Origin of the sequence: Bradyrhizobium sp. 157, from assembly GCF_023073815.1 — a bacterium.
Lineage (GTDB): Bacteria > Pseudomonadota > Alphaproteobacteria > Rhizobiales > Xanthobacteraceae > Bradyrhizobium.
Genome location: NZ_JADPKF010000016.1, coordinates 1 through 26,337 on the forward strand (window position 1 = coordinate 1; position 26,337 = coordinate 26,337).

The 26,337-nt window shown below is 63.1% G+C and carries 23 protein-coding genes and 1 pseudogene; 15 read left to right on the forward strand and 9 right to left on the reverse strand.

From position 1 onward, the window contains the following. The first annotated feature begins 174 nt into the window (after positions 1–174). A complete protein-coding gene (locus tag IVA95_RS03260) occupies positions 175–987 on the forward strand; it encodes a DUF2865 domain-containing protein (RefSeq protein ID WP_247509193.1) in 813 nt (270 codons plus the stop codon). Positions 988–1,092: 105 nt separating this feature from the next. Here IVA95_RS03260 and IVA95_RS03265 read toward each other — a convergent pair whose 3' ends face one another. Further along, a complete protein-coding gene (locus IVA95_RS03265) occupies positions 1,093–1,524 on the reverse strand; it encodes a hypothetical protein (RefSeq protein WP_247509194.1) in 432 nt (143 codons plus the stop codon). 168 nt (positions 1,525–1,692) lie between these two features. On the opposite strand from IVA95_RS03265, the gene IVA95_RS03270 reads away from it, so the two are divergent. Then, positions 1,693–1,923: a hypothetical protein gene (locus IVA95_RS03270; protein WP_247509195.1), complete on the forward strand. Its 231-nt coding sequence runs from the start codon at positions 1,693–1,695 to the stop codon at positions 1,921–1,923. Between the two features lie 19 nt (positions 1,924–1,942). Here the strand turns inward: IVA95_RS03270 and IVA95_RS03275 are convergent, their stop codons facing one another. Then, positions 1,943–2,173: a hypothetical protein gene (locus tag IVA95_RS03275; protein WP_247509196.1), complete on the reverse strand. Its 231-nt coding sequence runs from the start codon at positions 2,171–2,173 to the stop codon at positions 1,943–1,945. A 218-nt stretch (positions 2,174–2,391) separates the two neighbouring features. On the opposite strand from IVA95_RS03275, the gene IVA95_RS03280 reads away from it, so the two are divergent. The 3 genes from IVA95_RS03280 to rocF all read left to right on the forward strand — a co-directional run bounded on the left by IVA95_RS03280 (position 2,392) and on the right by rocF (position 7,160). Beyond that, positions 2,392–4,947, forward strand: coding sequence for a glycogen/starch/alpha-glucan phosphorylase (locus IVA95_RS03280; protein WP_247509197.1), 2,556 nt, complete (start codon positions 2,392–2,394; stop codon positions 4,945–4,947). 202 nt (positions 4,948–5,149) lie between these two features. Continuing rightward, a complete protein-coding gene (locus IVA95_RS03285) occupies positions 5,150–5,968 on the forward strand; it encodes a thioesterase family protein (protein WP_247509198.1) in 819 nt (272 codons plus the stop codon). 190 nt (positions 5,969–6,158) lie between these two features. After that, positions 6,159–7,160: an arginase gene (gene rocF / locus IVA95_RS03290; RefSeq protein WP_247509199.1), complete on the forward strand. Its 1,002-nt coding sequence runs from the start codon at positions 6,159–6,161 to the stop codon at positions 7,158–7,160. A gap of 35 nt (positions 7,161–7,195) precedes the next feature. Here the strand turns inward: rocF and IVA95_RS03295 are convergent, their stop codons facing one another. From IVA95_RS03295 to IVA95_RS03305, 3 genes are all read right to left on the reverse strand, one after another. Further along, complete coding sequence (locus IVA95_RS03295) at positions 7,196–8,812, reverse strand: phosphoenolpyruvate carboxykinase (RefSeq protein ID WP_213251125.1); 1,617 nt, start codon at positions 8,810–8,812, stop codon at positions 7,196–7,198. A 288-nt stretch (positions 8,813–9,100) separates the two neighbouring features. Further along, the gene (locus IVA95_RS03300) at positions 9,101–11,698 is read right to left on the reverse strand and encodes a CHAT domain-containing tetratricopeptide repeat protein (protein ID WP_247509200.1); all 2,598 of its coding nucleotides are present in this window, start codon (positions 11,696–11,698) and stop codon (positions 9,101–9,103) included. A gap of 90 nt (positions 11,699–11,788) precedes the next feature. Next, entirely contained in the window at positions 11,789–12,523 is a 735-nt protein-coding gene (locus IVA95_RS03305; RefSeq protein WP_247509201.1) for a DUF2470 domain-containing protein, read from the reverse strand. A gap of 217 nt (positions 12,524–12,740) precedes the next feature. Between IVA95_RS03305 and IVA95_RS03310 the strand changes: the two genes are divergently transcribed. From IVA95_RS03310 to IVA95_RS03330, 5 genes are all read left to right on the forward strand, one after another. Then, entirely contained in the window at positions 12,741–13,442 is a 702-nt protein-coding gene (locus IVA95_RS03310) for a response regulator transcription factor (protein WP_027541437.1), read from the forward strand. 99 nt (positions 13,443–13,541) lie between these two features. Beyond that, positions 13,542–15,359 (forward strand): sensor histidine kinase, encoded by a 1,818-nt coding sequence (locus tag IVA95_RS03315; protein WP_276577689.1) that lies wholly within the window; start codon positions 13,542–13,544, stop codon positions 15,357–15,359. Next, entirely contained in the window at positions 15,356–15,877 is a 522-nt protein-coding gene (locus IVA95_RS03320; protein ID WP_247509202.1) for an HPr kinase/phosphatase C-terminal domain-containing protein, read from the forward strand. The genes IVA95_RS03315 and IVA95_RS03320 overlap by 4 nt, the downstream gene beginning before the upstream one ends. Positions 15,878–16,009: 132 nt before the next feature. Next, the gene (locus IVA95_RS03325; protein WP_024339151.1) at positions 16,010–16,411 is read left to right on the forward strand and encodes a PTS sugar transporter subunit IIA; all 402 of its coding nucleotides are present in this window, start codon (positions 16,010–16,012) and stop codon (positions 16,409–16,411) included. Further along, positions 16,408–16,734, forward strand: a complete 327-nt coding sequence (locus tag IVA95_RS03330) for an HPr family phosphocarrier protein (RefSeq protein WP_213251137.1) — start codon at positions 16,408–16,410, stop codon at positions 16,732–16,734. Before IVA95_RS03325 ends, IVA95_RS03330 begins: the two co-directional genes overlap by 4 nt. Before the next feature lie 145 nt (positions 16,735–16,879). Here the strand turns inward: IVA95_RS03330 and IVA95_RS03335 are convergent, their stop codons facing one another. Next, positions 16,880–17,677, reverse strand: coding sequence for an SDR family oxidoreductase (locus IVA95_RS03335; RefSeq protein ID WP_247509203.1), 798 nt, complete (start codon positions 17,675–17,677; stop codon positions 16,880–16,882). Between the two features lie 22 nt (positions 17,678–17,699). Next, positions 17,700–19,292 carry a glycosyltransferase family 39 protein gene (locus IVA95_RS03340; RefSeq protein ID WP_247509204.1) on the reverse strand — a complete coding sequence of 531 codons (1,593 nt, stop codon included), beginning with the start codon at positions 19,290–19,292 and terminating at the stop codon, positions 17,700–17,702. Positions 19,293–19,406: 114 nt separating this feature from the next. Here IVA95_RS03340 and lepA point away from each other — a divergent pair, with 114 nt between their 5' ends. Further along, entirely contained in the window at positions 19,407–21,218 is a 1,812-nt protein-coding gene (gene lepA, locus IVA95_RS03345) for a translation elongation factor 4 (protein ID WP_247509205.1), read from the forward strand. Positions 21,219–21,411: 193 nt separating this feature from the next. Then, positions 21,412–22,647: an MFS transporter gene (locus tag IVA95_RS03350; RefSeq protein WP_247509206.1), complete on the forward strand. Its 1,236-nt coding sequence runs from the start codon at positions 21,412–21,414 to the stop codon at positions 22,645–22,647. Between the two features lie 23 nt (positions 22,648–22,670). On the opposite strand, the gene IVA95_RS03355 is transcribed toward IVA95_RS03350, so the two are convergent. Then, the gene (locus IVA95_RS03355; RefSeq protein WP_247509207.1) at positions 22,671–23,720 is read right to left on the reverse strand and encodes a lipase family protein; all 1,050 of its coding nucleotides are present in this window, start codon (positions 23,718–23,720) and stop codon (positions 22,671–22,673) included. Between the two features lie 41 nt (positions 23,721–23,761). Here IVA95_RS03355 and IVA95_RS03360 point away from each other — a divergent pair, with 41 nt between their 5' ends. The 3 genes from IVA95_RS03360 (at position 23,762) to IVA95_RS03370 (ending at position 25,979) form a co-directional block, all read left to right on the forward strand. Further along, on the forward strand, positions 23,762–24,934 hold the full coding sequence (locus IVA95_RS03360; protein ID WP_247509208.1) for an acyl-CoA dehydrogenase family protein: 1,173 nt from the start codon (positions 23,762–23,764) through the stop codon (positions 24,932–24,934). Positions 24,935–25,033: 99 nt separating this feature from the next. Then, entirely contained in the window at positions 25,034–25,420 is a 387-nt protein-coding gene (locus IVA95_RS03365; RefSeq protein WP_247509209.1) for a hypothetical protein, read from the forward strand. Positions 25,421–25,499: 79 nt separating this feature from the next. Continuing rightward, positions 25,500–25,979: a DUF1801 domain-containing protein gene (locus IVA95_RS03370; RefSeq protein WP_247509210.1), complete on the forward strand. Its 480-nt coding sequence runs from the start codon at positions 25,500–25,502 to the stop codon at positions 25,977–25,979. Between the two features lie 128 nt (positions 25,980–26,107). Here the strand turns inward: IVA95_RS03370 and IVA95_RS03375 are convergent. Then, positions 26,108–26,336: pseudogene (locus IVA95_RS03375) on the reverse strand (EAL domain-containing protein); the annotation flags it as partial. Position 26,337: the final 1 nt, after the last annotated feature.

A 26,337-nucleotide genomic window follows, 5' to 3' on the forward strand; every position in this document is an offset into this window, starting at 1 on the left:
ACCCGCCGCGCTGCGCGCGTCGACCTCCCCCGCAAGCGGGAGAGGGAGAAGAGGAGCCCGCATTTCTTTTGCCCGCCCCGCCCCGCTCACCACTCATTTACCATCCGCCGTTAAGGTTACCCGAACTGAAGCCGTCGCGCTTCAGCGCGTTTGTTGCGTTGGGTGGAGTTGGCGTTGCGTACAGAGCTGGCTTTTTCGCGCGTGCGGCGCCGCGCGACGTTTGTTGCCGCAGCGATCCTTTCGGGCTCTCTCCTGCTCGCGCCCGGCAGCGTTTCCGCCGAAGGCCTGTTCGATTTCCTGTTCGGCGGCGCGCCGAAGCAGCAGACGCGGCAAGCGCCACCGCAAGCCAATTTCTTCGCCGATCCGTTCGGCATCAATCAGCAGCCACCAGCGCCCGCCCCGGCCCCGCGCGTGGCCGGCTCCGGGCCTGCATTTTGCGTGCGAAGCTGCGACGGAAAATATTTTCCGTTGACCATGCGCGGCAACTCCTCGTCGGTCCAGACCTGCCACGCGTTCTGCCCGGCCAGCGTCACCACGGTGTTTTACGGCAGCAATATCGACAGCGCGACCGCCAGTAACGGCGAGCGCTATGCCGACAGCGAGAACGCCTACGCCTATCGCAAGGCGCTAAGTGCCGATTGCACCTGCAACGGCAGAAGCCCGTCCGGGCTTGCCCCGGTCGATCTCACGCTCGATACCTCGCTCCGCTCCGGCGACGTCGTCGCCACCACCGACGGCCTGGTGGCCTATACCGGCGTGCGCCTGGGTGCTGACCACATCGCAGAATTCACGCCGGTTGCCTCCTATCCCGGCCTCACGGCAGATGTCCGCGCCCGGCTCGGCGAAATGAAGGTCGCACCGGTCAGCGCGGAAACGGTCGCGGGCGGCGCACCGCTCCCCGAGGCGAGCCGCGATGTCGAGCTGCCGACCGCCTCGGTGCCGAAGACGGCCGCGCCGAAAGCGGCGAAGCGGGCGGAAGCGCGATAGGGCACCCGCAATACGCCGCAGGGCCCAAACCAAAAATGGCGAAAACAACCCCATGCAAAGTAGCGTGGGCCCGGCCTCGCAGCATTCACATAGCTGACGCCAGCACTACCGCCCGACGATGACGCCGATCACGTTCGGCGCCGACAGATATTTCTCCTCGATCGCCGCGCGCGCCGCGGCGCGATTTTCCGACGTCAGCAGGCCGCGCTTTTCGGCGAGAATCATCCAGCAATATCCCCACCAGTCCGTCAGCATGCCCTGATCGTCGACGAGGTCGTAGCCTTGCTCGGCCGCAAAAAGCCGCGCCTGCGCCTCATCAAGCGAATCGAGAAAGGCATGGTCCTCGACCGAAAACAGCTCATCGCTGAAATCATCCGTACTGTAGCCCCACACCGACATGCAGACCGCATTGAACTCGCGGTCGATCGCGTCGTCGTCGACGAGCTGGCGGCGCGAGGCCTGATGCAGGCGCGACAACGAGCGCGCGAAATCGGCGATGCGGGTGAGAGCGAACTGATCGAAAGCGATGGTGGACATGTAGTCCTCGCAAACTCGGATGGCCATAGATGTTGTGCCGGCGTTATGCCGAATCACAATGATATATCAAACACTTGCTAAAGTGTTCTTAATTTGTTCTGGCCCTGCTTCGAAATTTCTCCTATCAAAGATTGCTTCTGTGGCTGCTTGCCGTGAGGATTGCGAATCATGAATGGGGCGCAAGCTAGTCAGATCCGAACGCTGTTGCTGGAAGCAGCCGACGCGATAGATAGGGCGAATGCGATCGTATCCACTCTCGACAGTGACGATCGGGCCTTGCTTGTCACGCCTCTCGATGAGATTTCGTCCGCCTTGCATTTCGAGCTGCTGCAAAAGCTCTATCTCCGCTACCGCGGGCTTGCCGAGAAAAGCGAAGCGTGGGACGGCACCATGGCTTGAACCGTCTGGAGCCAATCCTTCACATCGCCGACAACAGCTTGTCGCCGCAGTAATTGGCGTAGAATTTTCCGCCGCACTGGCGCTTGATAGCGGCACAGCGCGCCGCGGGTGAAGCGCCCTTCGCGACGCTGAAGGAACAACCCAGACCGTCGGCGCTCTTGCCGGACTTGCCCGCGGCAAAGGCTGCGCTGGTCGCACTCAAGCAGACGACCAACAACGCAGTGGCGGCGATCTCGATCGTCAATCTCATGGCAGGCCTCCCGTTCTGACGGCACGCGTGTCCTTCCCGCGCACGAGCACCCGTTACCAAAATCCTGGCGATCTCTTGACTTTCGTACTTCAATCATAACACCAAAGGCGGGCCGCCGGTGCCGCGAAATCGGCCCGGTCTTTGCATAAAATCATACCAGCGCAGTGCACAACACACTCCCGCGTTCTCCGGCGTTTCGATTGCCGGACAAGGCGCGTATGTTCGTTGTGACTCTCAACGCAGGGATCGACGTATTGCAGGAACAAATCCCAGGGAACTATCCGGCACTTGGCCAGCCGGTCGATGAACTCGCGCTTGCCGAAATCAAGGGCGCGATCCTTGCCAAGCTCCGCCTTGCGATCGGCAAGGACGCCGGCATGGCCACGAGGCGCGACTGGTACAAGGCGGCGGCGCTGGCGTTGCGCGACCGTATCGTGCACCGCTGGCTGACGGCCGAGAAGGAAAGCTATGATGCGGGCAGCAAGCGGGTCTATTATCTCTCGCTCGAATTCCTGATCGGCCGTCTGTTCACCGACGCGCTGAACAATATGGGCCTCTTGCCGGTATTCGAGGCGGCGCTCGGCGATCTCGGCGTCGGCCTGGATGATTTGCGCAAATGCGAGCCGGACGCAGCGCTCGGCAATGGCGGCCTCGGGCGGCTTGCGGCGTGCTTCATGGAAAGCATGGCCACGCTCGCGATTCCAGCTATCGGATACGGCATCCGCTACGATTTCGGCCTGTTCCGCCAGATCATTTCGCAGGGTTGGCAGCAGGAATATCCGGACGAATGGCTGAGCTTCGGCAACCCCTGGGAATTCCTGCGGGCGGAGGTGGTCTATCACATTCATTTCGGCGGTTTTGTCGATCATGTCGACGACGGCGGGCGCGACCGCGCGACGTGGCGCCCGGCGGAAACCGTGCAGGCCGTCGCCTATGACACGCCGATCGTGGGCTGGCGCGGCCAGCATGTGAACGCGCTGCGGCTGTGGTCGGCGCGCTCGCCCGACCCGCTGCGGCTCGACGTCTTCAACACCGGCGACTACCTCGGCGCCGTCGCCGAGGAAGCGCGCGCGGAATCGATCTGCAAATTCCTCTACCCGAACGACGAGAGCCCGGCGGGCCGCGAACTGCGGCTACGGCAGGAATATTTCTTCGTCTCGGCCTCGCTGCAGGACCTGGTCAAGCGGCACCTCGCCTCCGACGGGCAGTTGCGCAGCTTGGCGTCCAAGGTCGCGGTGCAGCTCAACGACACCCATCCGAGCCTTGCCGTCACCGAGCTGATGCGCATCCTGGTCGATCTGCACAATTTCCGCTGGGACGAGGCGTGGAAGATCACGGTGGCGACGCTGTCCTACACCAATCACACGCTGCTGCCGGAAGCGCTGGAGACCTGGCCGGTCGAACTGTTCGAGCGGCTGCTGCCGCGGCACCTCGAAATCATCTACCGCATCAATGCCGCGCATCTGGCGCTGGCTGATCAGCGTTGTCCGGGCGACATCGAATATCGCGCGTCGGTGTCGTTGATCGACGAGAAATCCGGACGTCGCGTGCGCATGGGGCAGCTCGCCTTCGTCGGTTCGCACCGCATCAACGGCGTGTCCGCGATGCACTCCGACCTGATGAAGGAGACCGTGTTCCACGATCTCAATCATCTCTATCCCGGCCGCATCACCAACAAGACCAACGGCATCACCTTCCGCCGCTGGCTGATGCTGGCCAACCCAAAGCTCACTGGCCTTATGCGCGAGGTCTGCGGCGAAGCCGTGCTCGACGATTTCTCGCTGTTCCAGCGCCTTGAGGCCCGCGCCAGCGACAATGCGTTCCAGCAGCGCTTTCGCGAGGTCAAGCATCACAACAAGCTGGCGCTGGCACGGCTCATCAACGAGCGCCGTGGCGTCAAGATCGATCCGTCGGCACTGTTCGACATCCAGATCAAGCGCATCCACGAGTACAAGCGGCAATTGCTCAATGTCGTCGAGACCATTGCGCTGTACCAGGCGATCAAAGACGAGCCGCAGCGCGACTGGGTGCCGCGCGTAAAAATCTTCGCCGGTAAGGCGGCGGCCAGCTATCGCTACGCCAAGCTGATCATCAAGCTCATCAACGATGTTGCCGAAGTCGTCAACAACGACCCTGATGTCGCAGGAAGGCTGAAGGTCGTCTTTCTCGCCGACTACAATGTCAGCCTCGCCGAAGTGATCATTCCGGCCGCCGATCTATCCGAACAGATTTCGACCGCCGGCATGGAGGCCTCCGGTACCGGTAACATGAAGCTGGCGCTGAACGGCGCGCTGACGATCGGCACGCTCGACGGCGCCAATATCGAAATCCGTGACCATGTCGGCGCGGAGAACATCGCGATCTTCGGCATGGAGGCCGGCGATGTCATGGTTCGGCGCAAGCAGGGCCTGGATGCGACCGATGTGATCAGCCGCTCGCCGCGGCTGGCGCGAGCCATTACCGCAATCGAGAGCGGCGCCTTCTCGCCCGACGATCGCGCCCGCTTTGCCTCGATCGGCCACGCGCTGCGCTATCTCGACCACTACATGGTCTCGGCCGATTTCGATTCGTATTACGAGGCGCAGCGCGGCATCGACGCGCGCTGGAACGTGGTGCCGGCCTGGACCCGCGCCTCGATCCTCAATGTCGCGCGGATGCCGTGGTTCTCCTCCGACCGCACCATCCGCGAATATGCCGAGGAGATCTGGAACGTCCCGGTGCGGGCGGCTGCGGTGGTGTCGGAAGCGGGGGCGCAGCGCGAAGCGACGCGGTAATTTCGGCGAACGGAAAAGGCATTACCTCTGGCGTCATTGAATTCGGCTGAATAATCGCGATACTGCATCCACGTCATTGCGAGGAGCGGAAGCGACGAAGCAATCCATTCCTCCGCTTGCGGCGCGATGGATTGCTTCGCGCCGCTCGCAATGACGGCGTGTGCGGCAACTGCGTCGCGCCTCTGAAGATCGAAGAGTATCAATGCTTACCAAAGCCCCACACCTATTCGACGATGCCACGCGGGTCACCGCCGGCGATAGCTGCTGGCAAGGCAGGACCAGCCCGGACTATTGGGCCTTTGTCGGCCCGTTCGGCGGCTGCACGGCCGCCACCATCCTGCGCGCGCTGATGGAGCATCCGCAGCGTGCCGGCGATCCGTTGTCGCTCACGGTGAATTTCTGCGCACCGATCGCGGAGGGCGGCTTCGATCTCGACGTGCGCCTGGCGAAGGGCAACCGCTCGAGCCAGCATTGGTGCGTGGAGATGACGCAGGGCGGCGGCGACGTCGCGACGCTGGCGGCCGCGGTGTTCGCCGAGCGCCGTCCGTCCTGGTCGCATCAGCAGGCAAAATTTCCGGGCGCTAAGCCGTTTGAGCAGGCACGTTCGTTCCCGAACACGCCGATGACCTGGACGCACCAGTACGATTTCCGATTTGTCGAGGGCGAGCCGAGTTTCTACGGCTCGCCTGCCGCGACACCGCTCGATGCATTCTCCAAACAATGGATCGGCGACCGCACGCCGCGGAAGGTCGACATGCTGTCGCTGATGTCGATGTCGGACGCGTTCTTCGGACGGATTTTCCTGGCTCGCCGCGAACTGGTTCCATTCGGCACGGTGTCGCTCACGACGTATTTTCATACCGCATCGGAAGAACTGGCGGCCGAGGACATCACCCATGTGCTGGCGGTGGCCGACGCCAGAATTTTCCACAGGAGTTACGGCGACCAGCACGGCGAATTGTGGTCGCCGTCGGGGCGCCTCCTCGCAACCACGACGCAAATCGCCTATTTCAAGGCGTGAGCACCGGGTCTCTTTAGGCCCTCATGGTGAGGAGGCGCGTCAGCGCCGTCTCGAACCACGAGGCCCCCGCTTGTGCCATTCATCCTTCGAGACGCCGCTACGCGGCTCCTCAGGATGAGGTCTGACAGAAGGTGGGGAGGCACCGGCGGCTCGCGCTTTGCACCCTGCGATTCATCGAAAGGTGGCCTGCATGTCCGACGCCAATGTTCCCCGCATCGCTCTGCTCGGTGTCCCCCTCGAGATCGGCGCCTCGCAGGCCGGCACGCTGATGGGACCGGCGGCGCTGCGCACCGCAGGCATCGGCCGCATACTCGATCAACTCGGGTTTGCCGTCGAAGATCATGGCGACATGCCGACGCCGGCCATTGCCCCCTCCGAGGGTCCGCCGCCGGCGAACGCCAAGTATTACGACGTGATCAAAACCTGGATCCGCGCGCTCAGCGAGCGTTCGTATTTGCTCGCGCAATCCGGCGCCGTTCCGATCTTCATGGGCGGCGATCACTCGCTCTCGATGGGATCGGTGAACGGCGTCGCACGCTACTGGCAGGAACAGGGCCGGCCGTTGTTCGTGCTGTGGCTCGATGCGCATGCCGACTACAATACGCCGCAGACAACCGAGACCGGCAACATGCACGGCATGTCGGCGGCCTTTCTCTGCGGCGAGGACGGCCTCGAGGGCCTGCTCGGCAACGTGCCCCGCGCCTCGATCGGTCCCGAGCGGCTTGATCTGTTCGGCATCCGCTCGATCGATCCGCTGGAGAAGAAGCTGGTGTTTGACCGCCGCGTCGCGATCGCCGACATGCGCGCGATCGACGAGTTCGGAGTCGGCGTCCTGATCCGGCGCGTGATCGAGCGCGTCAGGGCAAGCAACGGGGTGCTGCATTTAAGCTTCGATGTCGATTTTCTCGATCCTGCGGTCGCCCCCGGGGTCGGCACCACGGTACCGGGCGGCGCGACCTATCGCGAAGCGCATCTCATCATGGAGTTGCTGCACGATTCCGGTCTGGTGCGATCAGTTGACGTCGTCGAGCTGAACCCGTTCCTCGACGAACGCGGCCGCACCGCGCGCGTTGCGGTCGAATTGATCAGCAGCCTGTTCGGCCTGCAGATCGCCGATCGCCGCACGCCCAGCAACGCGGTCTTTCCGGACAACAGCCAAATTCGTCGGAAAAGCAAAAAGGGCGGCCCATGAAGCCGCCCTTTAGAGCAGTTGATTGCGTGTGAGCCTTACTCCGCCGCGAGTTTCAGATCCGGCGCGGCGGCGCGGACTTCGGCGTCGACCTGGGCTTCGAACTTGGCAAAGTTCTTCTGGAACATGCCGACCAGGCTACGCGCGGTCTTGTCGAACTCGGCCTTGTCCTTCCAGGTGTTGACCGGATTGAGGATCTCGCTGGGAACACCAGGCAGCGCGGTGGGCACCGCGAAGCCGAAATACTTGTCGGTGCGGAATTCGACATTGCGCAACGAACCATCAAGCGCCGCGGTCAGCAGCGCGCGCGTCACCTTGATCGGCATGCGGCTGCCGATGCCGTATTTGCCGCCGGTCCAGCCGGTGTTGACCAGCCAGCAATCGACATTGTGCCTGGCGATCAGCTCGCGCAGCATGTTGCCGTAGACGGAGGGATCGAGCGGCAGGAACGGCGAGCCGAAGCAGGTGGAGAATTCCGGCTGCGGCTCATTGCCGAGACCCCGTTCGGTGCCCGCGACCTTGGCGGTATAGCCGGACAGGAAATGATACATCGCCTGCGCCGGCGAGAGCTTTGCAATCGGCGGCAATACGCCGAAAGCGTCCGCGGCCAGCATCACGACATTCTTCGGCTGGCCGGCGCGGCCGGTGCGCGAAGCGTTCGGGATGAAGTCGAGCGGGTAGGCCGAACGGGTGTTTTCGGTCTTCGAACCGTCATCGAAGTCAGGCACGCGGGTATCTTCGTCGAGCACCACATTCTCGAGCACGGCGCCGAAGCGGCTGCTGGCGGCGAAGATCTGCGGCTCGGCTTCCTTCGACAGCTTGATGCACTTGGCGTAGCAGCCGCCTTCGAAATTGAAGACGCCGTCATTGCCCCAGCCGTGCTCGTCGTCGCCGATCAGCGTGCGGTTGGGATCGGCCGACAGCGTGGTTTTTCCGGTACCGGACAGGCCAAAGAAAATCGCGGTGTCGCCCTTGGGGCCGACATTGGCCGAGCAGTGCATCGGCAGCACGCCCTTGGCGGGCAGGTAATAATTCAGCGTGGTGAAGACCGACTTCTTCATCTCGCCGGCATAATAAGACCCGCCGATCAGGACGATCTTGCGGGCGAAATCGATCGCGACGACGTTCTCCGAGCGCACGCCGTGACGTTTAGGATCGGCGCGGAAACTCGGCAGGTCGATGATGGTGAGTTCGGGCACGAAATCGCGGAGCGCCGAAGCTTCAGGCCGGATCAAGAGCGTGCGGATGAACAGCGAGTGCCAGGCGAGTTCGGTGAAGACGCGGGTCTTGATCTGGAAGCTCGGATCGGCGCCGCCGTAAAGATCCTGCGCGAACAGCGTCATGCCTTCCGCATGCTTGAGGAAGTCGGCATAGAGCGCGGCGAACTGATCCGAGGTGATCGACTGGTTGCCGGCCCACCACATGTTCTTATCGGTGGTCGCATCGCGGACCGTGAACTTGTCCTTGGGACTGCGGCCGGTGAATTCACCGGTGTCCGCGCACAGCGCGCCGTCGGCCGACAACACCGCTTCGCCGGCCGCGAGTGAATATTGATAAAGCTGCGGCGCGCCGAGATTCCAGTGCACCGTCTTGAGATTTTTTAAGCCGAACTTGTCGGCACCGAAGGCACCGTTGCGTAGACCCGTCTCTTGCACGAAGAAAATCCTCCTCGAACCCGCGTTACTCGAAGCGCGCGCATGTCGCTAGACGCGTGCTGTCGCGGTGAACCCTGAATATAGCCTTCCGGCCTCGGTGCGGCGACCTATATTGATGAACGCCGTGCTTGCCAAGCCGATCCACGCGATTTGGTTTATTCCAGCGCGGAAGGTGATTTGCATCAATCGCTTGCTGCACTGCTTTTAGCCGTTTGCCTATCATGGTTGCGCGACCATCAGGCGCTGGCTCGCCCCGCAGAGAATGCTGCGCCGCACAATTGGTATCGTTCAGTGCGCAGCACTCTCTCCGATCAGCGCAAACGGCGCCCAGAACGCGGGATAGGCATTGCGCGGTGAGGACGTATCGTTGAGATAAGCTAGCATTGCCTGACGCAACGCTTGAGCGCGGCCTAATTTGGGATCGGCCTTCATGCGGTCGAAGGTCGAAATCGAAAGCCGGGTGGCAGCTTCCGAATTGACCGCCCAATGCGAGACCAACAGCGCCCGCGCACCTGCATAGAAGAACGATCGCGCAAGGCCCGAGAGCGCTTCGGCGCCGGGCTTGTCGCCGGCGATCGTATTGCAGGCTGATAGCACCACCCAATCGGCGTTGAGCCTCAACTGCGCGACTTCGCTCGCGGTGAGCAGGCCGTCATCGAACTCCGACGGCTGTTTCGGAATGCTCAACACCAGCGACGGTTCGGCAAGCCCTTTGACGTCGCCGGCGACGAGACCATGGGTGGCGAAATAGACGATGCCGTAATCGGCGAGCTGTGTGCGCTTGAGCGTGGTTTCGCTGGCATCTTCGCCGAGATGAATGTCGGCAGCCGCGACGGCGAGGTTCTTGGCAATTGCGTTCAATTCGTCGGCGGTGTCGGGCAATTGCGGCAAGGCATCCGCCAGACGCGCGCGATCGATGCCGGCACCCTGCCAGAAATCGGTGTAGGCGCCGGTCGCAAGACTGCGCGCGGCTGTCCTGGTGGGGCGATTGCCATCAGCGGGTTTCGCACCGGGGTTGAAAACGGGATCGCCAAAGCCGGTCATCGGCTTGGTGCTTTGCTCTTTGCGCGCAAACACGCGCAGCGCTTTCAGGCTCGCGGCAGACGGCAATATTGAGACCGCCTGGCGCTTCAACAACCAGGCTGCGTCACGATAGCCCTCGAATGTCTCCGGGATGGCGGCCTTCGGCCTTTCGGTCACCAGCAGATGGAACGGCAGCGCCGTCAACGCACCCGACGCCACCACCAGAAGCGACAGCTTGTCCTTGATCAACGCATCGACCGGCGCAAGCAGCGTCTCATACAGCTCATTGGCGCGCGCCAGATCGAACAGACCGGATTTTCCCGAAGCATCGCTTGCCTTGCCGAGATCGAGCCCGCGGCGGAACCCAGCGATCTTCTGCGACAACGCTTCCGCCCCGCGCGGGATCGGCTTCCAGTCAAAGCTCTCGCGGGTGATCGCGATGACGTAGCTTTCCACTTCGGTGACCGCGAACAGCACCATCGCCTCGTTTTCCGACAACAGCGATTGAATCTCCTTCACCGTCATCGGCGATGGATTTGACAATGCGGCGTAGTCGGGAAATTCCGCGGACAATATCTTTTGCAACGATGCCCGTTCGATCGAAATAGCGGCAAGGCGGGCGCGGGCGCGCTGCTCGGAGGCAGCGTCGCGCTTTGACCGCTCCTTCGAGACGGCTGCGACGATCGACTTGTCCAGCGCGTCCGCCTCAGCGGCGAGATCCTGATCCCGGCGCACCAGCTCTGCGAGGCGATCGCTTCCTGCGGCGAGCCGCACCGCAAGCTTGTTCACGGCCGAGGCAGCCGATGACTGATTGCCGCGCTGGATCACGTTGAGCATATCGTTCACCGCCCTGTCGCGCGGCATCAATTGCTGTCGCTCCGCGTCTGCCAGGACCGGAAGGGCCGCGCGGGGTTGCGCGCGTCCGTTTCCGATCAGCCGCTGCACCAGCGGCAGCGCGTCGCCGGGACGGCCCGCCGCCTGATAGAACGACGCCAGATTGTTGGTCGACGTCGCGGTATCGGGATGGTCCGGGCCGACGGCACGCTCGCGGATGGCCAGCGCCCGCTCGAACAGCGGCTGCGCCTCGGCATAACGGCCCTGCCGCTCATAGAGGTCGGCGAGATTGTTCAGGGAGCGCGCCACATCCGGATGCTCGCGGCCCAGCACTTTTTCGCGGATCGCGAGCGACCGCCGGATCAGCGGCTCGGCTTCGGCATAGCGGCGCTGGACCTTCGTGACCTGGCCGAGATTGTTCAAGAGCGTCGCCACCGCGGGATGCTCGGGGCCTGCCGCTTTCTCGTAAATCGCCAACGCCTTTCTGAACAACGGCTCAGAATCGCCATGACGGCCGAGCTTTTCGTAGTGCGTCGCCAGATTGTTCAGGGATTGACCGAGGTCCGCATGGCCTGATGGCAGCGATCTTTCGCGCACCGCCAGCGCGCGCTTGAACAACGGCTCGGCGTCAGCATAGCGCTGCTGCCGCTGATACAGCGCGGCCAGATTGTTCAACATAGCAGCAACCTCCGGCGAGTCGCTCCCCACCGCCTTCTCCAGGATCGCAATGGCCCGCTTGAACAGCGGCTCGGCCTCGCTATCCCTGCCCTGGTTGCCGTAGGCCTCCGCCAGATTGTTTAGCGCCGCGCCGACATCGCGATGCGCCGGACCGAATTTTTTCTCGAGGCTTTCGACCTGTCCCTGTGCCAGCGCGACGGCTTCCGCGTATTTTCCGGCGCGGCCAAGCTCCCTGATTGTGGAGCTGAGCGCGGCGACATCGCCTTTTTGCGCCAGCGATGGCGCAGAGAGGCATGTGCCCGACAACAGCGCCAGACACACGCAAAATATCAATCGATTGCGAGATTTCATGCGGGCTTTCGCGGGTCACATTTGCTCGGACATGCCTTAGGTCGCGGAAACGTCCGCACCCGTTCAATCCGCGCTCAATGACAATAAGCGTTAACCCTTCGCCCGCGCCTCGCCGGCCAGCCGCACCAGCATCTTGCGCAGCTCCGTGCCATTGGTGACCCGGTCCGGGAAATCCAGCCGCAGCGTCGCGCTATCAGCTTGCATGTCCATGCCGTCCGGGTCGCAACCGGCGCAGCGCCAGTCCGCGGACTCGGCGCCCAGCAGTTTGGTCGCGTAGAGGTTCATTGCCTCGCGGTGATCCTCGTTCATATGCTCGACGGCGCCCGGCTCGGCTTCCAGCAAATCGGCGGCATCGCCGATCTCGGTCATGAACTGCTCGGGCCTGAGGTCGATGATGCGGCCGAAACCGGCGACCAGATGCAAGCCTGACGGGACGATCCGGAAGAACGAAAAGTCCTTGAAATCCACAAACGCTTCCGCTGATGGATGAGCGTTGAGATAGCGCCGGCGCAGGATTTTCGCAGCTTCCCCTTGGGCCTCCTCGGCCCGGCCCGCCAGCATGATCCGCGCGCCCTCCAAAGGATCGCCGACGGCGCGCTCATCCAGCATCAACGATACCCTGCTGTCGCCGAGAATATTCTTCGTGTGCAGCGCCAGCCGCGAAAGCAGTAGAATCGGCGACGCATCTGAGTGGCTGGCGACGTTCACTAGCGAGCAATAGGGATCGCCGGTTTTGGGCATAAGCGTGGCCAGCGCGCCCTGCCGACAGCGCCGCAATAGCGAACGGGCGAGTTTGGAAGCATCATAATCTGCGATCGGCTGCATGGTTCCTTTCCGGCCATCTTATTGCAAAAAAGGGCCTTTTCTCAGATGGTCAGGGTGCTATATGGGGGGCCTCGCGTCTCCTTGGGAGCGTTTTGCGGAACTCGGTCACACTTCAGCCCAGCTTGCATTGCTCGTTGACCGTGTACGAAGTCCATTTATGCGGCGTCTGGCTGAACTGCCCGCCGTTTAAGCCACTCTTATTCGAAAGCAGAGGCTCATGCCCACAATCGCCTTGGTCGATGATGACCGCAACATTCTCACTTCCGTATCGATCGCGCTCGAAGCCGAAGGCTATCGCATCATGACCTATACGGATGGTGCCTCGGCGCTGGACGGGTTCCGCACCTCGCCGCCGGACCTTGCGATCCTCGATATCAAGATGCCGCGCATGGACGGCATGGAGACGCTACGCCGGTTGCGGCAAAAGTCCGATCTGCCGGTGATCTTCTTAACTTCGAAAGATGAAGAGATCGACGAATTGTTCGGCCTCAAAATGGGCGCCGACGATTTCATCCGTAAGCCGTTCTCGCAACGCCTCTTGGTCGAGCGGGTCAAGGCCGTGCTTCGCCGCGGCCAGCCCAAGGATCCGACCGCTGTTCCGAAGGAGCCGGATGCACGCGCGCTAGACCGCGGCCTGTTGCGGATGGACCCGGAGCGTCACACCTGCACCTGGAAGAACGAGCCGGTGACACTGACGGTGACGGAGTTCTTGATCTTGCAGGCGCTGGCCACGCGGCCCGGTGTGGTGAAGAGCCGCAACGCGCTGATGGACGCGGCCTATGACGACCAGGTCTATGTCGACGACCGCACCATTGACAGCCACATCAAGCGGCTGCGCAAGAAGTTCAAGGTGGTCGATGACGATTTCGAGATGATCGAGACGCTGTACGGCGTCGGCTATCGCTTCAAGGAAGCCTGATCTGCGTTTTCCGGGCGGAAGTGTTGACTGACACATCCGCCCGTTCGGCGTAAAAGCGTAGAGCTAGAAATCGGCGCATCACAACCGGCAGTTCAGCCATTGCTAGATCGAACGCAGCCCGATCCCAGCCTGAACCACGAGGATGCTTTGCAGTTCCTCGATCGGGAACGCGTTGCCGACGATAATGTGGGCGAGAAGGGCTGGCGGCGACCGCTCGGCTGGCTGCGCCGGGCCGGGCAATTCTTCTTCGCGCTCTCCTTCTCCAGCCTCACGCGCCGGATCGTCTCGCTCAATCTGGCGGGCCTCGTCGCGCTGGTGGCGAGTATTCTCTATCTCTCGCAGTTTCGTGCCGGCCTGATCGATGCGCGGGCGCAGAGCCTTCTGGTGCAGGCTGAAATCATCGCCGGCGCGATTGCCGCCTCCGCTACGGTTGAAACCAACACCATCACCATCGATCCGGACCGGCTGCTCGATTTAAAGCCCGGCGAAAGTTACGGCGCGCCGGACGAATCCTCAGGCCTCGATTTTCCGATCAATCCGGAGCGGGTTGCGCCGGTGCTGCGACGGCTGATCTCGCCGACCAAGACCCGCGCCCGCATCTATGGCGGCGACGGCGGCATGATCCTCGACAGCCGCAGTCTTTATGGCCGCGGCGACGTATTGCGATTCGAACTGCCGCCACCTTCTACCGAGAAGCCGGGCTTCGTCGAACGCGCGCTGATCGCGACCCGCACTTGGCTCAATCGCGGCGACTTGCCGCTCTATCGCGAACTGGGCCCGGAGAACGGCAAGGGCTATCAGGAAATCGTGCAGGCGCTCGACGGCGTCAAAAGCAGCATGGTGCGCGTCAACGACCGCGGCGAGGTGATCGTTTCGGTCGCGGTCCCCGTGCAACGCTTCCGTGCCGTACACGGTGCGCTGATGCTCTCGACGCAAGGCGACGACATCGACCAGATGGTTACCGCCGAGCGGCTGGCGATCCTGAAGGTCGGCGGTGTCGCTTCCGCGGTCATGATCGTGCTGTCGCTGTTGCTCGCGAGCACGATCGCGGGTCCGGTGCGGCGTCTGGCCGATGGGGCCGAGCGCGTTCGCCGCCGCATCCAGACCCGCGTCGAGATTCCGGACTTCACCCGCCGCCGCGACGAGATCGGCCATCTCTCCGGCGCGCTGCGCGACATGACGAACGCACTCTACAGCCGCATCGAGGCGATCGAGATGTTCGCCGCCGACGTCGCCCATGAATTGAAGAACCCGCTGACCTCGCTGCGGTCGGCGGTGGAAACGCTGCCTTTGGCACGCAACGACACCAGCCGCGCGCGCCTGCTCGAGGTGATCGAGCACGACGTCAAGCGGCTCGACCGGCTGATCTCGGATATTTCAGACGCCAGCCGCCTCGATGCCGAATTGCAGCGCCAGGACATGGCGCCGGTCGATCTGCGGCGCCTGCTGACGACGCTGACCTCGGTCGCCAACGAAACCCGGCTCGGCCACGACGTCGCCGTCGAGGCGCGCTTCGAGGGCCGCGGCGCCACCGATACGTTCTCGGTGCCGGGCCACGATTCTCGGCTGGGACAGGTGATCTCCAACCTGTTGTCCAATGCGCAATCCTTCTCCACCCCCGGCGGGAAGGTGCGCGTCACCTGCCGCCGCGCGCGCTCGGAGATCGAAATCATCGTCGATGACGATGGGCCGGGCATCGGCGAGGATGCGCTGGAACGCATCTTCGAGCGCTTCTACACCGACCGTCCCCATCAGGGCTTTGGCCAGAACTCAGGTCTCGGCCTATCGATCTCCAAGCAGATTATCGAAGCGCATAATGGGCGGATCTGGGCGGAAAACCGCCATGGCCCGGCCGGCCCCGACGGCAAGCCGAGTGTGGCGGGCGCGCGGTTCGTGGTCAGGCTGCCCGCGCCATGACGGCGGGCGCGAGCGTGCACGCCTCCGCCGTGCTGGTGGGCGATCGCGCCGTGCTGATCCGGGGGCCCTCAGGCGCCGGCAAGTCGCGGCTAGCCTTCGATCTGATTCTCGCCGGACGCGCCGGACAGCTTCCGCAGGCCGTTTTGGTCGGCGATGACCGTGTCCATCTCGACACAGTCGCCGGACAATTGTTAGTCCGCCCGGCGCGAGAATTGGCCGGGCTGATCGAGATCCGGGGCCTCGGCATTCGCCATTGCGACTTTGTTGGGGAGGCGGTGGTGGGCCTCGTCGCCGACCTCGCGGCCAGCGATGCCGAGCGGCTGCCGCCGCCAGAAGCGCTCTCCATCCGCCTGAACGGTGTCTTATTACCGCGAATTCCCGTCGAAGCTGGCTATGATCCCCTCCCGCTGATTGCAGCCGCTCTGACGACAACCGCCGGTTCAGGTTCCGTCCAACCTTTGGATGATTGTTCGAAGGGGATTGGTAACCATATAAGCCCCACTATCGCCACCGAATAAACCGGCGCAGGCCTCACTTCTTACCGGCAAATTCCGGAACAATAGCCAAGATGCCCTCTTGCGCGGGGCCTCTGGATGGTCAAAGTGGCGCGTTCGTGCGGTGCACCAAAAAGCACCCGCGAGGAGTTTCCGATGATTGGTCTAGTGCTTGTGACCCATGGGCGCCTTGCCGACGAGTTCAAGGCGGCGCTCGAACATGTCATGGGTCCGCAAAAACAAATTGAAGCCATCACGATTGGAGCCGAAGACGACTCCGATCTGTGTCGAAGCGATATCATCGAAGCGGTGAATCGCGTCGATAGCGGCGATGGTGTCGCCATCCTGACCGACATGTTCGGCGGCACGCCTTCCAACCTCGCAATTTCCTGCATGAGCCGCCCAAAGGTGGAAGTGCTCGCAGGCATCAATCTTCCCATGCTGGTCAAGCTTGCCAAGGTGCGCGAAGAGCGCTCGCTTCCCGACGCCATCGCGATGGCGCAGGAAGCCGGCCGCAAATACGTCACCATCGCCAGCCGCGTGCTCGCCGGCAAATGAGCGACGAGGCCGCGCCCGAAAAGGAACTCGGGCCGAGCGTGCCCGCGGGCGCCGTTTCGCGGGAACTTCAGATCATCAACAAGCGCGGCCTGCACGCGCGGGCATCGGCCAAATTCGTCCAGATGGTTGAACGTTTCAACGCCGAAGTCTGGGTGACGCGCGGCAGCGAGACCGTCGGCGGCACCTCGATCATGGGGTTGATGATGCTGGCGGCGGGACCTGGAACCTCGGTTACGGTCTCCGCGATCGGTCCCGAGGCGCAACAAGCGGTCGACGCGATCGCAGCGCTGGTTGCAGACAAGTTCAACGAGGAAGGCGTGTGAGCGTTTCCCTTCGCGGGACGCTTCACTTTTAGCCCCTTATGGTGAGGAGCCGCGCAGCGGCGTCTCGAACCATAGGCCCCCCGCTGGTGACATTCATCCTTCGAGACGGCGCGTTCGCGCCTCCTTCAGGATGAGGTCAGACATCTCAAAACGGATTCGTAACAATCCCGCCGTCGGCGCGCAGCGCAGCGCCGTTGGTAGCGCTGGAGGCTTTTGAGCAGACGTAGCAGATCAGGTTGGCAATCTCCTCCGGCGCTGCGTAGCGCTGCAGCAGCGAGGCCGGACGGCGTTCGCTGAAGGTGCGTGCAACGAGGTCGTCGACGGTGGTGCCCATCGTCTGCGCGCGCGCGGCCAGGCGGACCGGCGCCATCTCGACCCAGGTCGGGCCGGGCATCACCGAATTGACGGTTACGTTGGTGCCCTTGGTGGTTTCCGCGGCGCCGCGCGCGATGACGAGCTGCGCCGATTTCGAGAAGCCATAATGCACCATCTCCTTCGGAACGAAGACGCCGGATTCGCTGGAGACGAACACGACACGGCCCCAGTCCTTGTTATCAAGCATCCGCTTCAAATAGTGCCGCGTCAGCCGCACCCCGCTCATGACGTTGACTTCAAACATCCTTGACCAATCGGCATCCTCGATCTCGAAGAAGCCCTTTGGTTCGTAGATGCCGAGGTTGTTGACGAGGATATCGACTTCAGGGAATTGCGCCACCAGCTCGGCACAGCCCGCTGCGTTGCCGAGATCGAACGCCGCGACGTGCACTTTGGCCGACGGCGCAGCTTGTTGGACTTTTGCGACGGCCTCGCCGACCGCTGCCTGCTCGCGGCCGTTGACGATCACTTCCGCGCCCATTTGCGCAAGTCCGATGGCGGTCGCGAGCCCAATCCCGCGGGTCGAGCCGGTCACGAGCGCCGTCTTATCCGTCAGGTCGAGATTCATGCGTTACCCTTTCGAGTGATGTCTATCTGGCCGGCGGCACGATGAAGATGTTCCAGGCCGTCGCGGGGCCAGCCTTGCCGAGAAAGAATCGCCGCGTGGTCATCACCATGCGCTCGGCATTGGCGGCATGGGCTTGCATCCACGCCTCGCATTTTTCCAGCTTCCAGTCGCCGACCTCACAGATGCCGATGAAGCCCGATCGCTTCGCCTCCTCGAGCGAGGTCAGGCCGGACGACCACGGCTCGTCCGGCGTCAGCGGCGCCGGATGATCGGGGCTGTAGAAGGTGACGGGCTGGCCGGTATCGGTATAGGCGGCGACCACCGGCCAGCGCGAATAAAACCGCGTGTGCCAGGCTTCCGTCAGTTCGCGGGCGAGTTCGGAACGCGCCCGGTAGGTCGCGCCTGCGGTGCGCTTTTCATCCAGTTCGTAGGCGACGATCCTTGGCGATATCGCCAGCACGACGAGCGAAATGACGAGCCAGGTCGCCGTCAGGTTCAACGGCGCAATTCTCCGAATCCGCACCGCAGGGATCGCGACCAGCGCGAGCGGCACCAGGAAGAACAGCGGGATGCCCCAGTCGGTCTTGATGTAGACGTGGAATATCAGCGCACCCAGCGGCGGCCCGATCGCCACCACCGCCTGGACAATCCAGACATTGATCGCCTGCGAAACGTTCACGCCGGTATTGGCGCCACGTCCGAAGGCCGGAAACGGCATTAAGCGGAACGGCCGCCACATCAGCGCGATCGCGCCGAGTATCACCGGCGCAGCCAACAGCGCGAGATTGTGCCCGACATAGCCCAGCGCGAGATCGCCGATCATCGCGCGATCGCTGAGGGAATAGGTATCGCCGGCATAGGTGAGCGGGACGAAGTCCACCTGCTTCAGCCACATGAAGTGCGGGAGCATCGCGACCGCGAGCGTAGCAATCGCGACCCATGGCGCCGGCGAACGCAGGAACTGCAAACGCTGCGGATGGATCAATGCGGCAAGGCCGACGGCGCCGATCATGGTCAGCGCCCAGTATTTGGTCATCAGCGCCAGCGCACCGGCGAGCCCGAGCCACACGCCCGATTTGATGCTGCGTTTCTCGAACGCGTCGAGATAGGCCAGCATCACCAGCGGCAGCGTGACGAGTTGCAGCAGGTCCGGATTGTACTTGAAGCCCTTGAAGTTGAAGATCGGATAGAGCGCGAGCATCACCACGACGAAGAACGCGCGGCGGCGATCGACCACGCGCAACGCCAACTGCCAGCAGATCACGAGCGAGCAGCCGAGCGTCGCCATCGCCAGCGCATAGGTCGCCCAGTCGGCGACTGGAAAGAGCTTGAACCAGGCGCCGGCGACCCATCCCGACAGTGGCGGATGCTTGCCATAGCCAAGCAGGAACTTCTGCCCCCAGGCGAAGGCTTCCGCGACGTCCATATGGACGTCCTGCCCGGCCTTCAGATTGACCAGGATCAGCGTCCACAGCACGGCGTGGACCACGGCAAAGCCGGTCACCAGCCACAGGCCGGCCTTGGGATCACTGGCGCGTGAGGCCAGCCACGCCGCCAGCCGCCGGATCGTGGGAATGCGCCTGCTGCGCGCGACCGTAATGGATGCAGTCGACATGGCTATTGCCTAGCGTGTTTTGGCTTCGAGTGGAATCAGCTTGGCGTGAAGAAAGCCCCTTGAAATACAGCAAGATGGTTGCCGCACGGGGACGCGAATGCTATCCCGCGCCCCATGACAACTGCGCCCATTTCCAACATCCGCAACTTCTCCATTGTCGCCCATATCGACCATGGCAAATCGACGCTGGCTGACCGCCTGATCCAGTTGACGGGCGGGCTGTCGGACCGCGAAATGGCGGGTAAGGAACAGGTGCTCGATTCCATGGATATCGAGCGCGAGCGGGGCATCACCATCAAGGCGCAGACGGTGCGGCTGAACTACCGCGCCAAGGACGGCAAGAATTACATCTTCAACCTGATGGACACGCCCGGCCATGTCGACTTCGCCTACGAAGTCTCGCGGTCGCTGGCAGCCTGCGAAGGGTCGCTCTTGGTGGTCGATGCCAGCCAGGGCGTGGAAGCGCAGACGCTTGCCAACGTCTATCAGGCGCTCGACAACAATCACGAGATCGTGCCGGTTCTCAACAAGGTCGACCTGCCGGCGGCCGAGCCTGACAAGGTCAAGCAGCAGATCGAGGACGTGATCGGGATCGATGCCTCGGACGCCGTGATGATCTCGGCCAAGACGGGCCTCGGCGTTCCCGACGTGCTGGAGGCTATCGTGATTCGCCTGCCGCCGCCGAACGGCGACCGCGGAGCGACGCTGAAGGCGCTATTGGTTGATAGCTGGTACGACGTCTATCTCGGCGTCGTCGTGCTCATTCGCGTGGTCGACGGCACGATGAAGAAGGGCCAGCGCATCCGGATGATGGGCACCAACGCGGCCTATGACGTCGAGCGCGTCGGGTTCTTCACGCCGAAGATGGAGCAGGTCGACGAGCTCGGTCCCGGCGAGATCGGCTTCATTACCGCAGCGATCAAGGAAGTCGCCGACACGCGCGTCGGCGATACTATTACCGACGACAAGAAGCCGGTCACCGAAATGCTGCCGGGCTTCAAGCCGGCGATCCCCGTGGTGTTCTGCGGCCTATTCCCGGTCGACGCCAACGATTTCGAAACGCTGCGCGCGGCGATGGGCAAGCTGCGGCTCAATGATGCGAGCTTCTCCTATGAGATGGAGACTTCGGCCGCGCTCGGCTTCGGTTTCCGCTGCGGCTTCCTCGGGCTGCTGCATCTCGAAATCATCCAAGAGCGGCTGTCGCGCGAATTCGATCTCAACCTGATCGCGACGGCGCCGAGCGTGATCTACAAGATGCACCTGACCGACGGCCAGGAAATCGAGATCCACAATCCGGTCGATATGCCCGATGTCGTCAAGATCGCCGACATCGAGGAGCCGTGGATCGAGGCCACGATCCTCACGCCCGACGAATATCTCGGCAGCGTGCTAAAACTGTGCCAGGACCGCCGCGGCTCGCAGAAGGAGCTCACTTACGTCGGCTCCCGCGCGATGGTGAAATACGATTTGCCGCTCAACGAAGTCGTGTTCGACTTCTACGACCGGCTGAAATCCGTCTCGAAGGGGTACGCCTCGTTCGACTATCATCTGACCGACTACAAGGTGGCCGACCTCGTCAAGATGCAGATCCTCGTCAACGGCGAGCCGGTCGATGCGCTGTCGATGCTGGTGCACCGGACCCGCGCAGAAGGCCGCGGCCGCGCCATGGTCGAAAAGATGAAGGAACTGATCCCGCCGCACATGTTTCAGATCCCGATCCAGGCCGCGATCGGCGGCAAGGTGATCGCCCGCGAAACCGTCCGCGCGCTGCGCAAGGACGTTACCGCCAAATGCTACGGCGGCGACGTCACGCGCAAACGCAAACTTCTGGAGAAGCAGAAGGAAGGCAAGAAGAAGATGCGGCAGTTCGGCAAGGTCGACATCCCGCAGGAAGCGTTCATTGCGGCGCTGAAGGTGGATAGTTGAGTTCCGGCTGTCATTTTCGGGCGTCCGAAGGACGAACCCGGAATCTCGAGATTTCGGGCGAGATTCTCCATCTGAAACACGCATCCAGAACGTGTACTTTGGAATGACGATGCTCCATGCGCTTGCTCAGCGGCCGTGAATAAGCCACCATCGTCCCCGCTCAGATCATAAATACAAAAGAGCGGGGAATCGCATGGGCAGGGCCTCCGGTTTGTCCTACGGCTGGGTTGTTGTCGCCGTAGGCGCGCTGATGACCTGCGTCGCATTCGGCTCGATGCTGTCGCTGGCCGTGTTCCTGCAGCCGATTTCGGAGGCGATGGGCTGGTCGCGCAGCGGCGTGTCGGCGGCGGCAACGATCAACTTTCTCGCCATGGGGCTGGCTGCATTTTTCTGGGGCACGCTGTCCGACCGGTTTGGCACCCGCATCGTGGTGCTGTTGGGCACGTTGCTGCTTGGCGCCGGGCTGATCGGCGCGAGCCAGGCCACCAGCCTGTGGCAATTTCAGTTAGCCTTCGGCGTCTTGATCGGGATCGCGGCTGGCAGCTTCTATGCGCCGATGGTCGCAGTGGCGAGCGCCTGGATCGAGCATCGCCGCAGCCTCGCGGTGGCGTTGGTGTCGGCCGGCATGGGCGTTTCGCCGCTGACGGTTGCGCCGTTTGCAAGCTGGCTGATCACGTCCTACGACTGGCGCACGGCGATGCTGGTGATCGGGATCGTCGCCTTGGCGCTGTTGATCCCGGCCTCATTGCTGGTGAGACGGCCGCCGGAGCCATCGACGCCTGCTGCCGCCAATGGGACCGGCGCGCCTGACGGTCAGTGGACGGTCGCACAGGCGCTGCGAACGCCGCAATTTATCATTCTCGCAGGCGCGCACTTCGCCTGCTGCGCCGCGCATTCAGGACCGATCTTCCACCTGGTGAGCTACGCCGTGATCTGCGGCATCGCGCCACTGACCGCGGTCACCGTCTATAGCCTCGCCGGCTTCTCCGGCCTCGGCGGCCGTTTGCTGCTCGGCTTGCTGGCCGATCGCTTCGGCGCCAAGCACGTGTTGGTCGGGGGCCTGTTGGTGCAGGCCCTGTCGATCGCGACCTATCTCGCGGTCGGCCAGCTCGGCGAGTTCTACGCGCTGTCGGTTGTCTTCGGCCTCGCTTATGGCGGCGTGATGCCGTTATACGCCGTGCTGGTGCGCGAATATTTCGGCGTGCGCATCATGGGCAGCATGTTCGGCGCCGTCTCCGCGTTTGCCAGCCTCGGCATGGCGCTGGGGCCGCTCGCCGGCGGATGGGTGTTCGACGCCTTCCACGGCTACAATTGGCTCTATATCGGCTCCTTCACGATCGGCATGGCCGCCGTCGCCGTCGCCTTGAGTTTCCCGTCCGCCAAGCGACCGCCGCGGCCGTCGCTTGATGTCGGTCGCGCGGCAGCGTGATTCACGTCAGGGCGAACGTTTGCCTATGCCCTTGATGAGATGCCGGGGTCGGCCGTAACTTCGCGTCTGTCCTGCGTTTGCTTGAGATTGTTCTTCGCCCAGGCATCCAGCTTTCCGACATAGACCGTCATGCTGTGGTCGGCGATGTTCTGAAATCGTCCGGTCTTGACCCACGCAACCATTCCCCCAATCGTGCGCCAGATCTTCTGCGCCCCGTTTGGCGAACGGCGTACCGGGGCAACGCCAATTTTTCCGAAATACCGGGTATCACCAACATGACGGTAGCCAAGCATCGCCGGAGGGATCGCCGGCACCAGGTCGACACCGTTGGTGATTCGGTAAAGCGGAGCCTTGACGTAAATGTCGAAGGAGGCGTCACCCGCTCGCGGACAGCCAAAAGTGTAGCAAGCCGCGACGCAATCGCGAACTGTCGCATCGTCGCCATTGGCCAATTCGGCCGTGGCCATCAGCGCTAACGCACCGCCAAGCGAGTGCCCGGTGATGTAGACTGGACGCGGCTTCGCTTTGATGACGCGCTTGACGACCTCGAACATGGAGTCGCGGATCGGCCAGTAAGCCTGGAAGAACCCCGTGTGAACACGCGTACCGCCCTGCAGGGCTACGAAACGGGCGTTCACATTGGTTCTCCAGTCGAGTTCGTCCTCAGTGCCGCGGAATACGACGACGATGATATCATTGCCTTCGACGACATAACCCGCCGTGCCGGCGTCGCGATCGATCAGCGCACTGCAGCCGACAAAACCCTGCTTGCATAATTCCGTACTGAACGCAGCGAACCTCGCATCGTCGAGGTCAAAGTCGTTGTAGGCGCGATAGGCCAGCTTGGCCATCAGCAATGCCGTGCGATCCGAATAGGCGGCCCGGAAAGTTGGGATATTGTTGAGATCTTCAGGTTCGAAAAAGCTGATATCGGTCATTTGCAGCTCCCCTACCGCGCCTTGACCATAATCCATTGCGCGACCTGATGCACCTGTGGTTGTGGCCGTCCATAATTCGCACCAACCAGGCCGTTCCGGGGGCGCCGCCTTGATCGGCGGCGGCGGATAGGTCACGATCGCGATCAAGCCACGAATAAAAGAAGGCGGGGAAGCGAATGAATAGGCATCCGGGCGTCGATCTTGTGGAGCGCGCCCGCGCTCTGGCGCCGTTGATTACGGAGGAAGCCGACGAGATCGAGCGGACGCGACGGCTGACGCCGGCGGTGACACAGGCGCTGATCGAGAATGGGCTCTATCGGGCCCTGCTGCCGAAGAGTTTTGGCGGCGCCGAGGTCCCGCTCGAAACCTTCATGCAGATGCAGGAGGAAGTCGCCAAGGCCGACGCCTCGACCGCATGGTGCCTCGGCCAGTGCAGCGTCTGCGCCATGACCGCGGCCTATCTCGATCCCGATGCTGCCAACGAAATCTTCAACGTTGCGCCCGGCATTCTGGCCTGGGGCGCGATCAATCACGAAGTGCAGGCGGTTCCCGGCGGCTACAAGGCCAGCGCGCGCTGGGATTTTGCGTCCGGTTCGCGGCAGGCAAGCTGGCTCGGCGCCCATGTCCGGGTCGTCGAAGCCGACGGCACGCCGCGGCGCAGGCCGGACGGCTCGCCGGAGATTCGTACCATCCTGTTTCCGGTGACCAGCGCCACGATGCACGACGTCTGGGACGTGATCGGCCTGCGCGGCACCGGCACCGATTCCTACTCGGTTGACAATTTGTTCATCCCGGAAAAGTTCGCAGCGCTGCGCGACGATCCGGCCGCGCTGCGCGAGAACGGCCCGCTGTACAAGCTCTCTACCAACATGGTTTTCGGCATGGGCTTTGCGGCGACCTCGCTCGGCGTCGCGCGCGCCACGCTCGCTGCGGCGATCGAGCTTGCCCGGGGCAAGACACCGCAAGCGTCAAAGGCGATGCGCGACAACAACGCCGTGCAGGGGCTGATCGGGCGCACAGAGGCGCAACTGCGCGCCACCCGCGCCTATCTCTATGCCACTGCAGCGGATGTATGGCATGATCTGTCGCAGGGCGCGGCCGTCACCGAGGCCCATCGCGTGGCGCTGCGCCTCGCCTCGACATGGACGATCCATCAATCGGCCGCCGTGGTCGACACCGCCTATCACATGACGGGCGCCACAGCCGTGTTCAACGCCAACAAGTTCGAGCGCCGCTTTCGCGACATGCACGCCATCGCGCAGCAGATTCAGGGCCGTGACGCCCACTACGAGGATGCCGGCCGGGCGATCCTCGCGGGCAATCTCGACGGGCCGCCGACGATGCGATGAAAGCGGCCGGCCCGACCGGCACGCCGCGGACTCGGCTAGGAACCCCCACGTAAGGCGCGCGTTGCTTGCCGGTAACCGCAACAACGAGGGAGATACCACATGCCCCGCGGTGACAAGTCCAGCTACACGACCAAGCAGAAACGCAAGGCCGAGCATATCGAGGAAGATTATGAGAAGCGCGGCGTCGGCAAGAAGGAGGCCGAGCGACGTGCCTGGGCCACCGTCAACAAGGAAACCGGTGGCGGCAACAAGAGCGGCTCCGGTCGCGGCGTGAAGGACACCAATGTCGCGGCGAAGCGAGGCGGCCGCATCGGCGGTCCGCGCGGCGGCAAGGCCGCGGCCAGCCGGCCCGCAGCGGCGCGATCACGCTCGGCCAAGAAAGCAGCCGCTACGCGCAAGCGAAAAGCAGCGTCAAGGTCCAGTGCGCGCAAGACGTCACGATCCAGCACAGCAAAGACGTCGCGATCAGGCACGCGCAAGAGATAGGCGCTTCGTTTTCGCTTCCGACGGCTTGCATCCTGCTTTAGGTTCTCAATGGAACCTGGCAGGATACGCTGACATCGCAATGCAGAAGGCGGCACGGAAGCAAGCTGCAAGGCGCATCGCCAAACGGCCGAGCGCTGACACCCGGGACGCTGCGGTGGAAGCCGTATTCGCGGCCTATCCTAGCCCGGTCAGGGCAAAACTACTTGCGCTGCGCCGCCTGATCTTCGATACCGCAAAGACCACCGAGGGCGTCGGCGCCCTGGAAGAGACGCTGAAATGGGGGCAGCCGAGCTATCTCACGACCGAGAGCAAGAGCGGCAGCACGATCCGGATCGACCAGGTGAAGGCGGAAGCCGGCCGCTACGCGGTCTATTTCCACTGCCAGACCAATCTGGTCGAGACCTTTCGCGAGCTCTATCCGGAACTGCGCTACGGCGGCAACCGCAGCATCCTGCTCGACGCCGATGAAAAGCTGCCCGAGGCCGCGCTGCGCCACTGCGTGGCGCTAGCGCTGACGTATCATGCGAGGAAGCGGAAGGCGGCGAACAGGCGCGCGTAGCCCGGATGGAGCGAAGCGAAATCCGGGGGCCTATCGTGCAGCGAACCAGCCTGTCCCGGATTGCGCGGAGCCTGTCATCGGGCGCGCATTCGCGCGACCCGTTAGCTCCTTCCGGGCTACGGCTGCGCCTACGCCACCAGCGCCGCACCTGCCGGCGCGCTCCAGTTACCTTGCGTTTTCAATAGACTCACGATCTCCGCATTGGGCCGCGCGCGGCTGAACAGGAATCCCTGCCCCTCGTGGCATCCCTCGTTGCAGGCAGTTTACCTCGGCCTCGCTCTCGACGCCTTCCGCCGTGATCGTGACGCCGAGGCCCTTGCCGAGGCTGATGATCGAACGCACGATCGCCTGCGCGTCG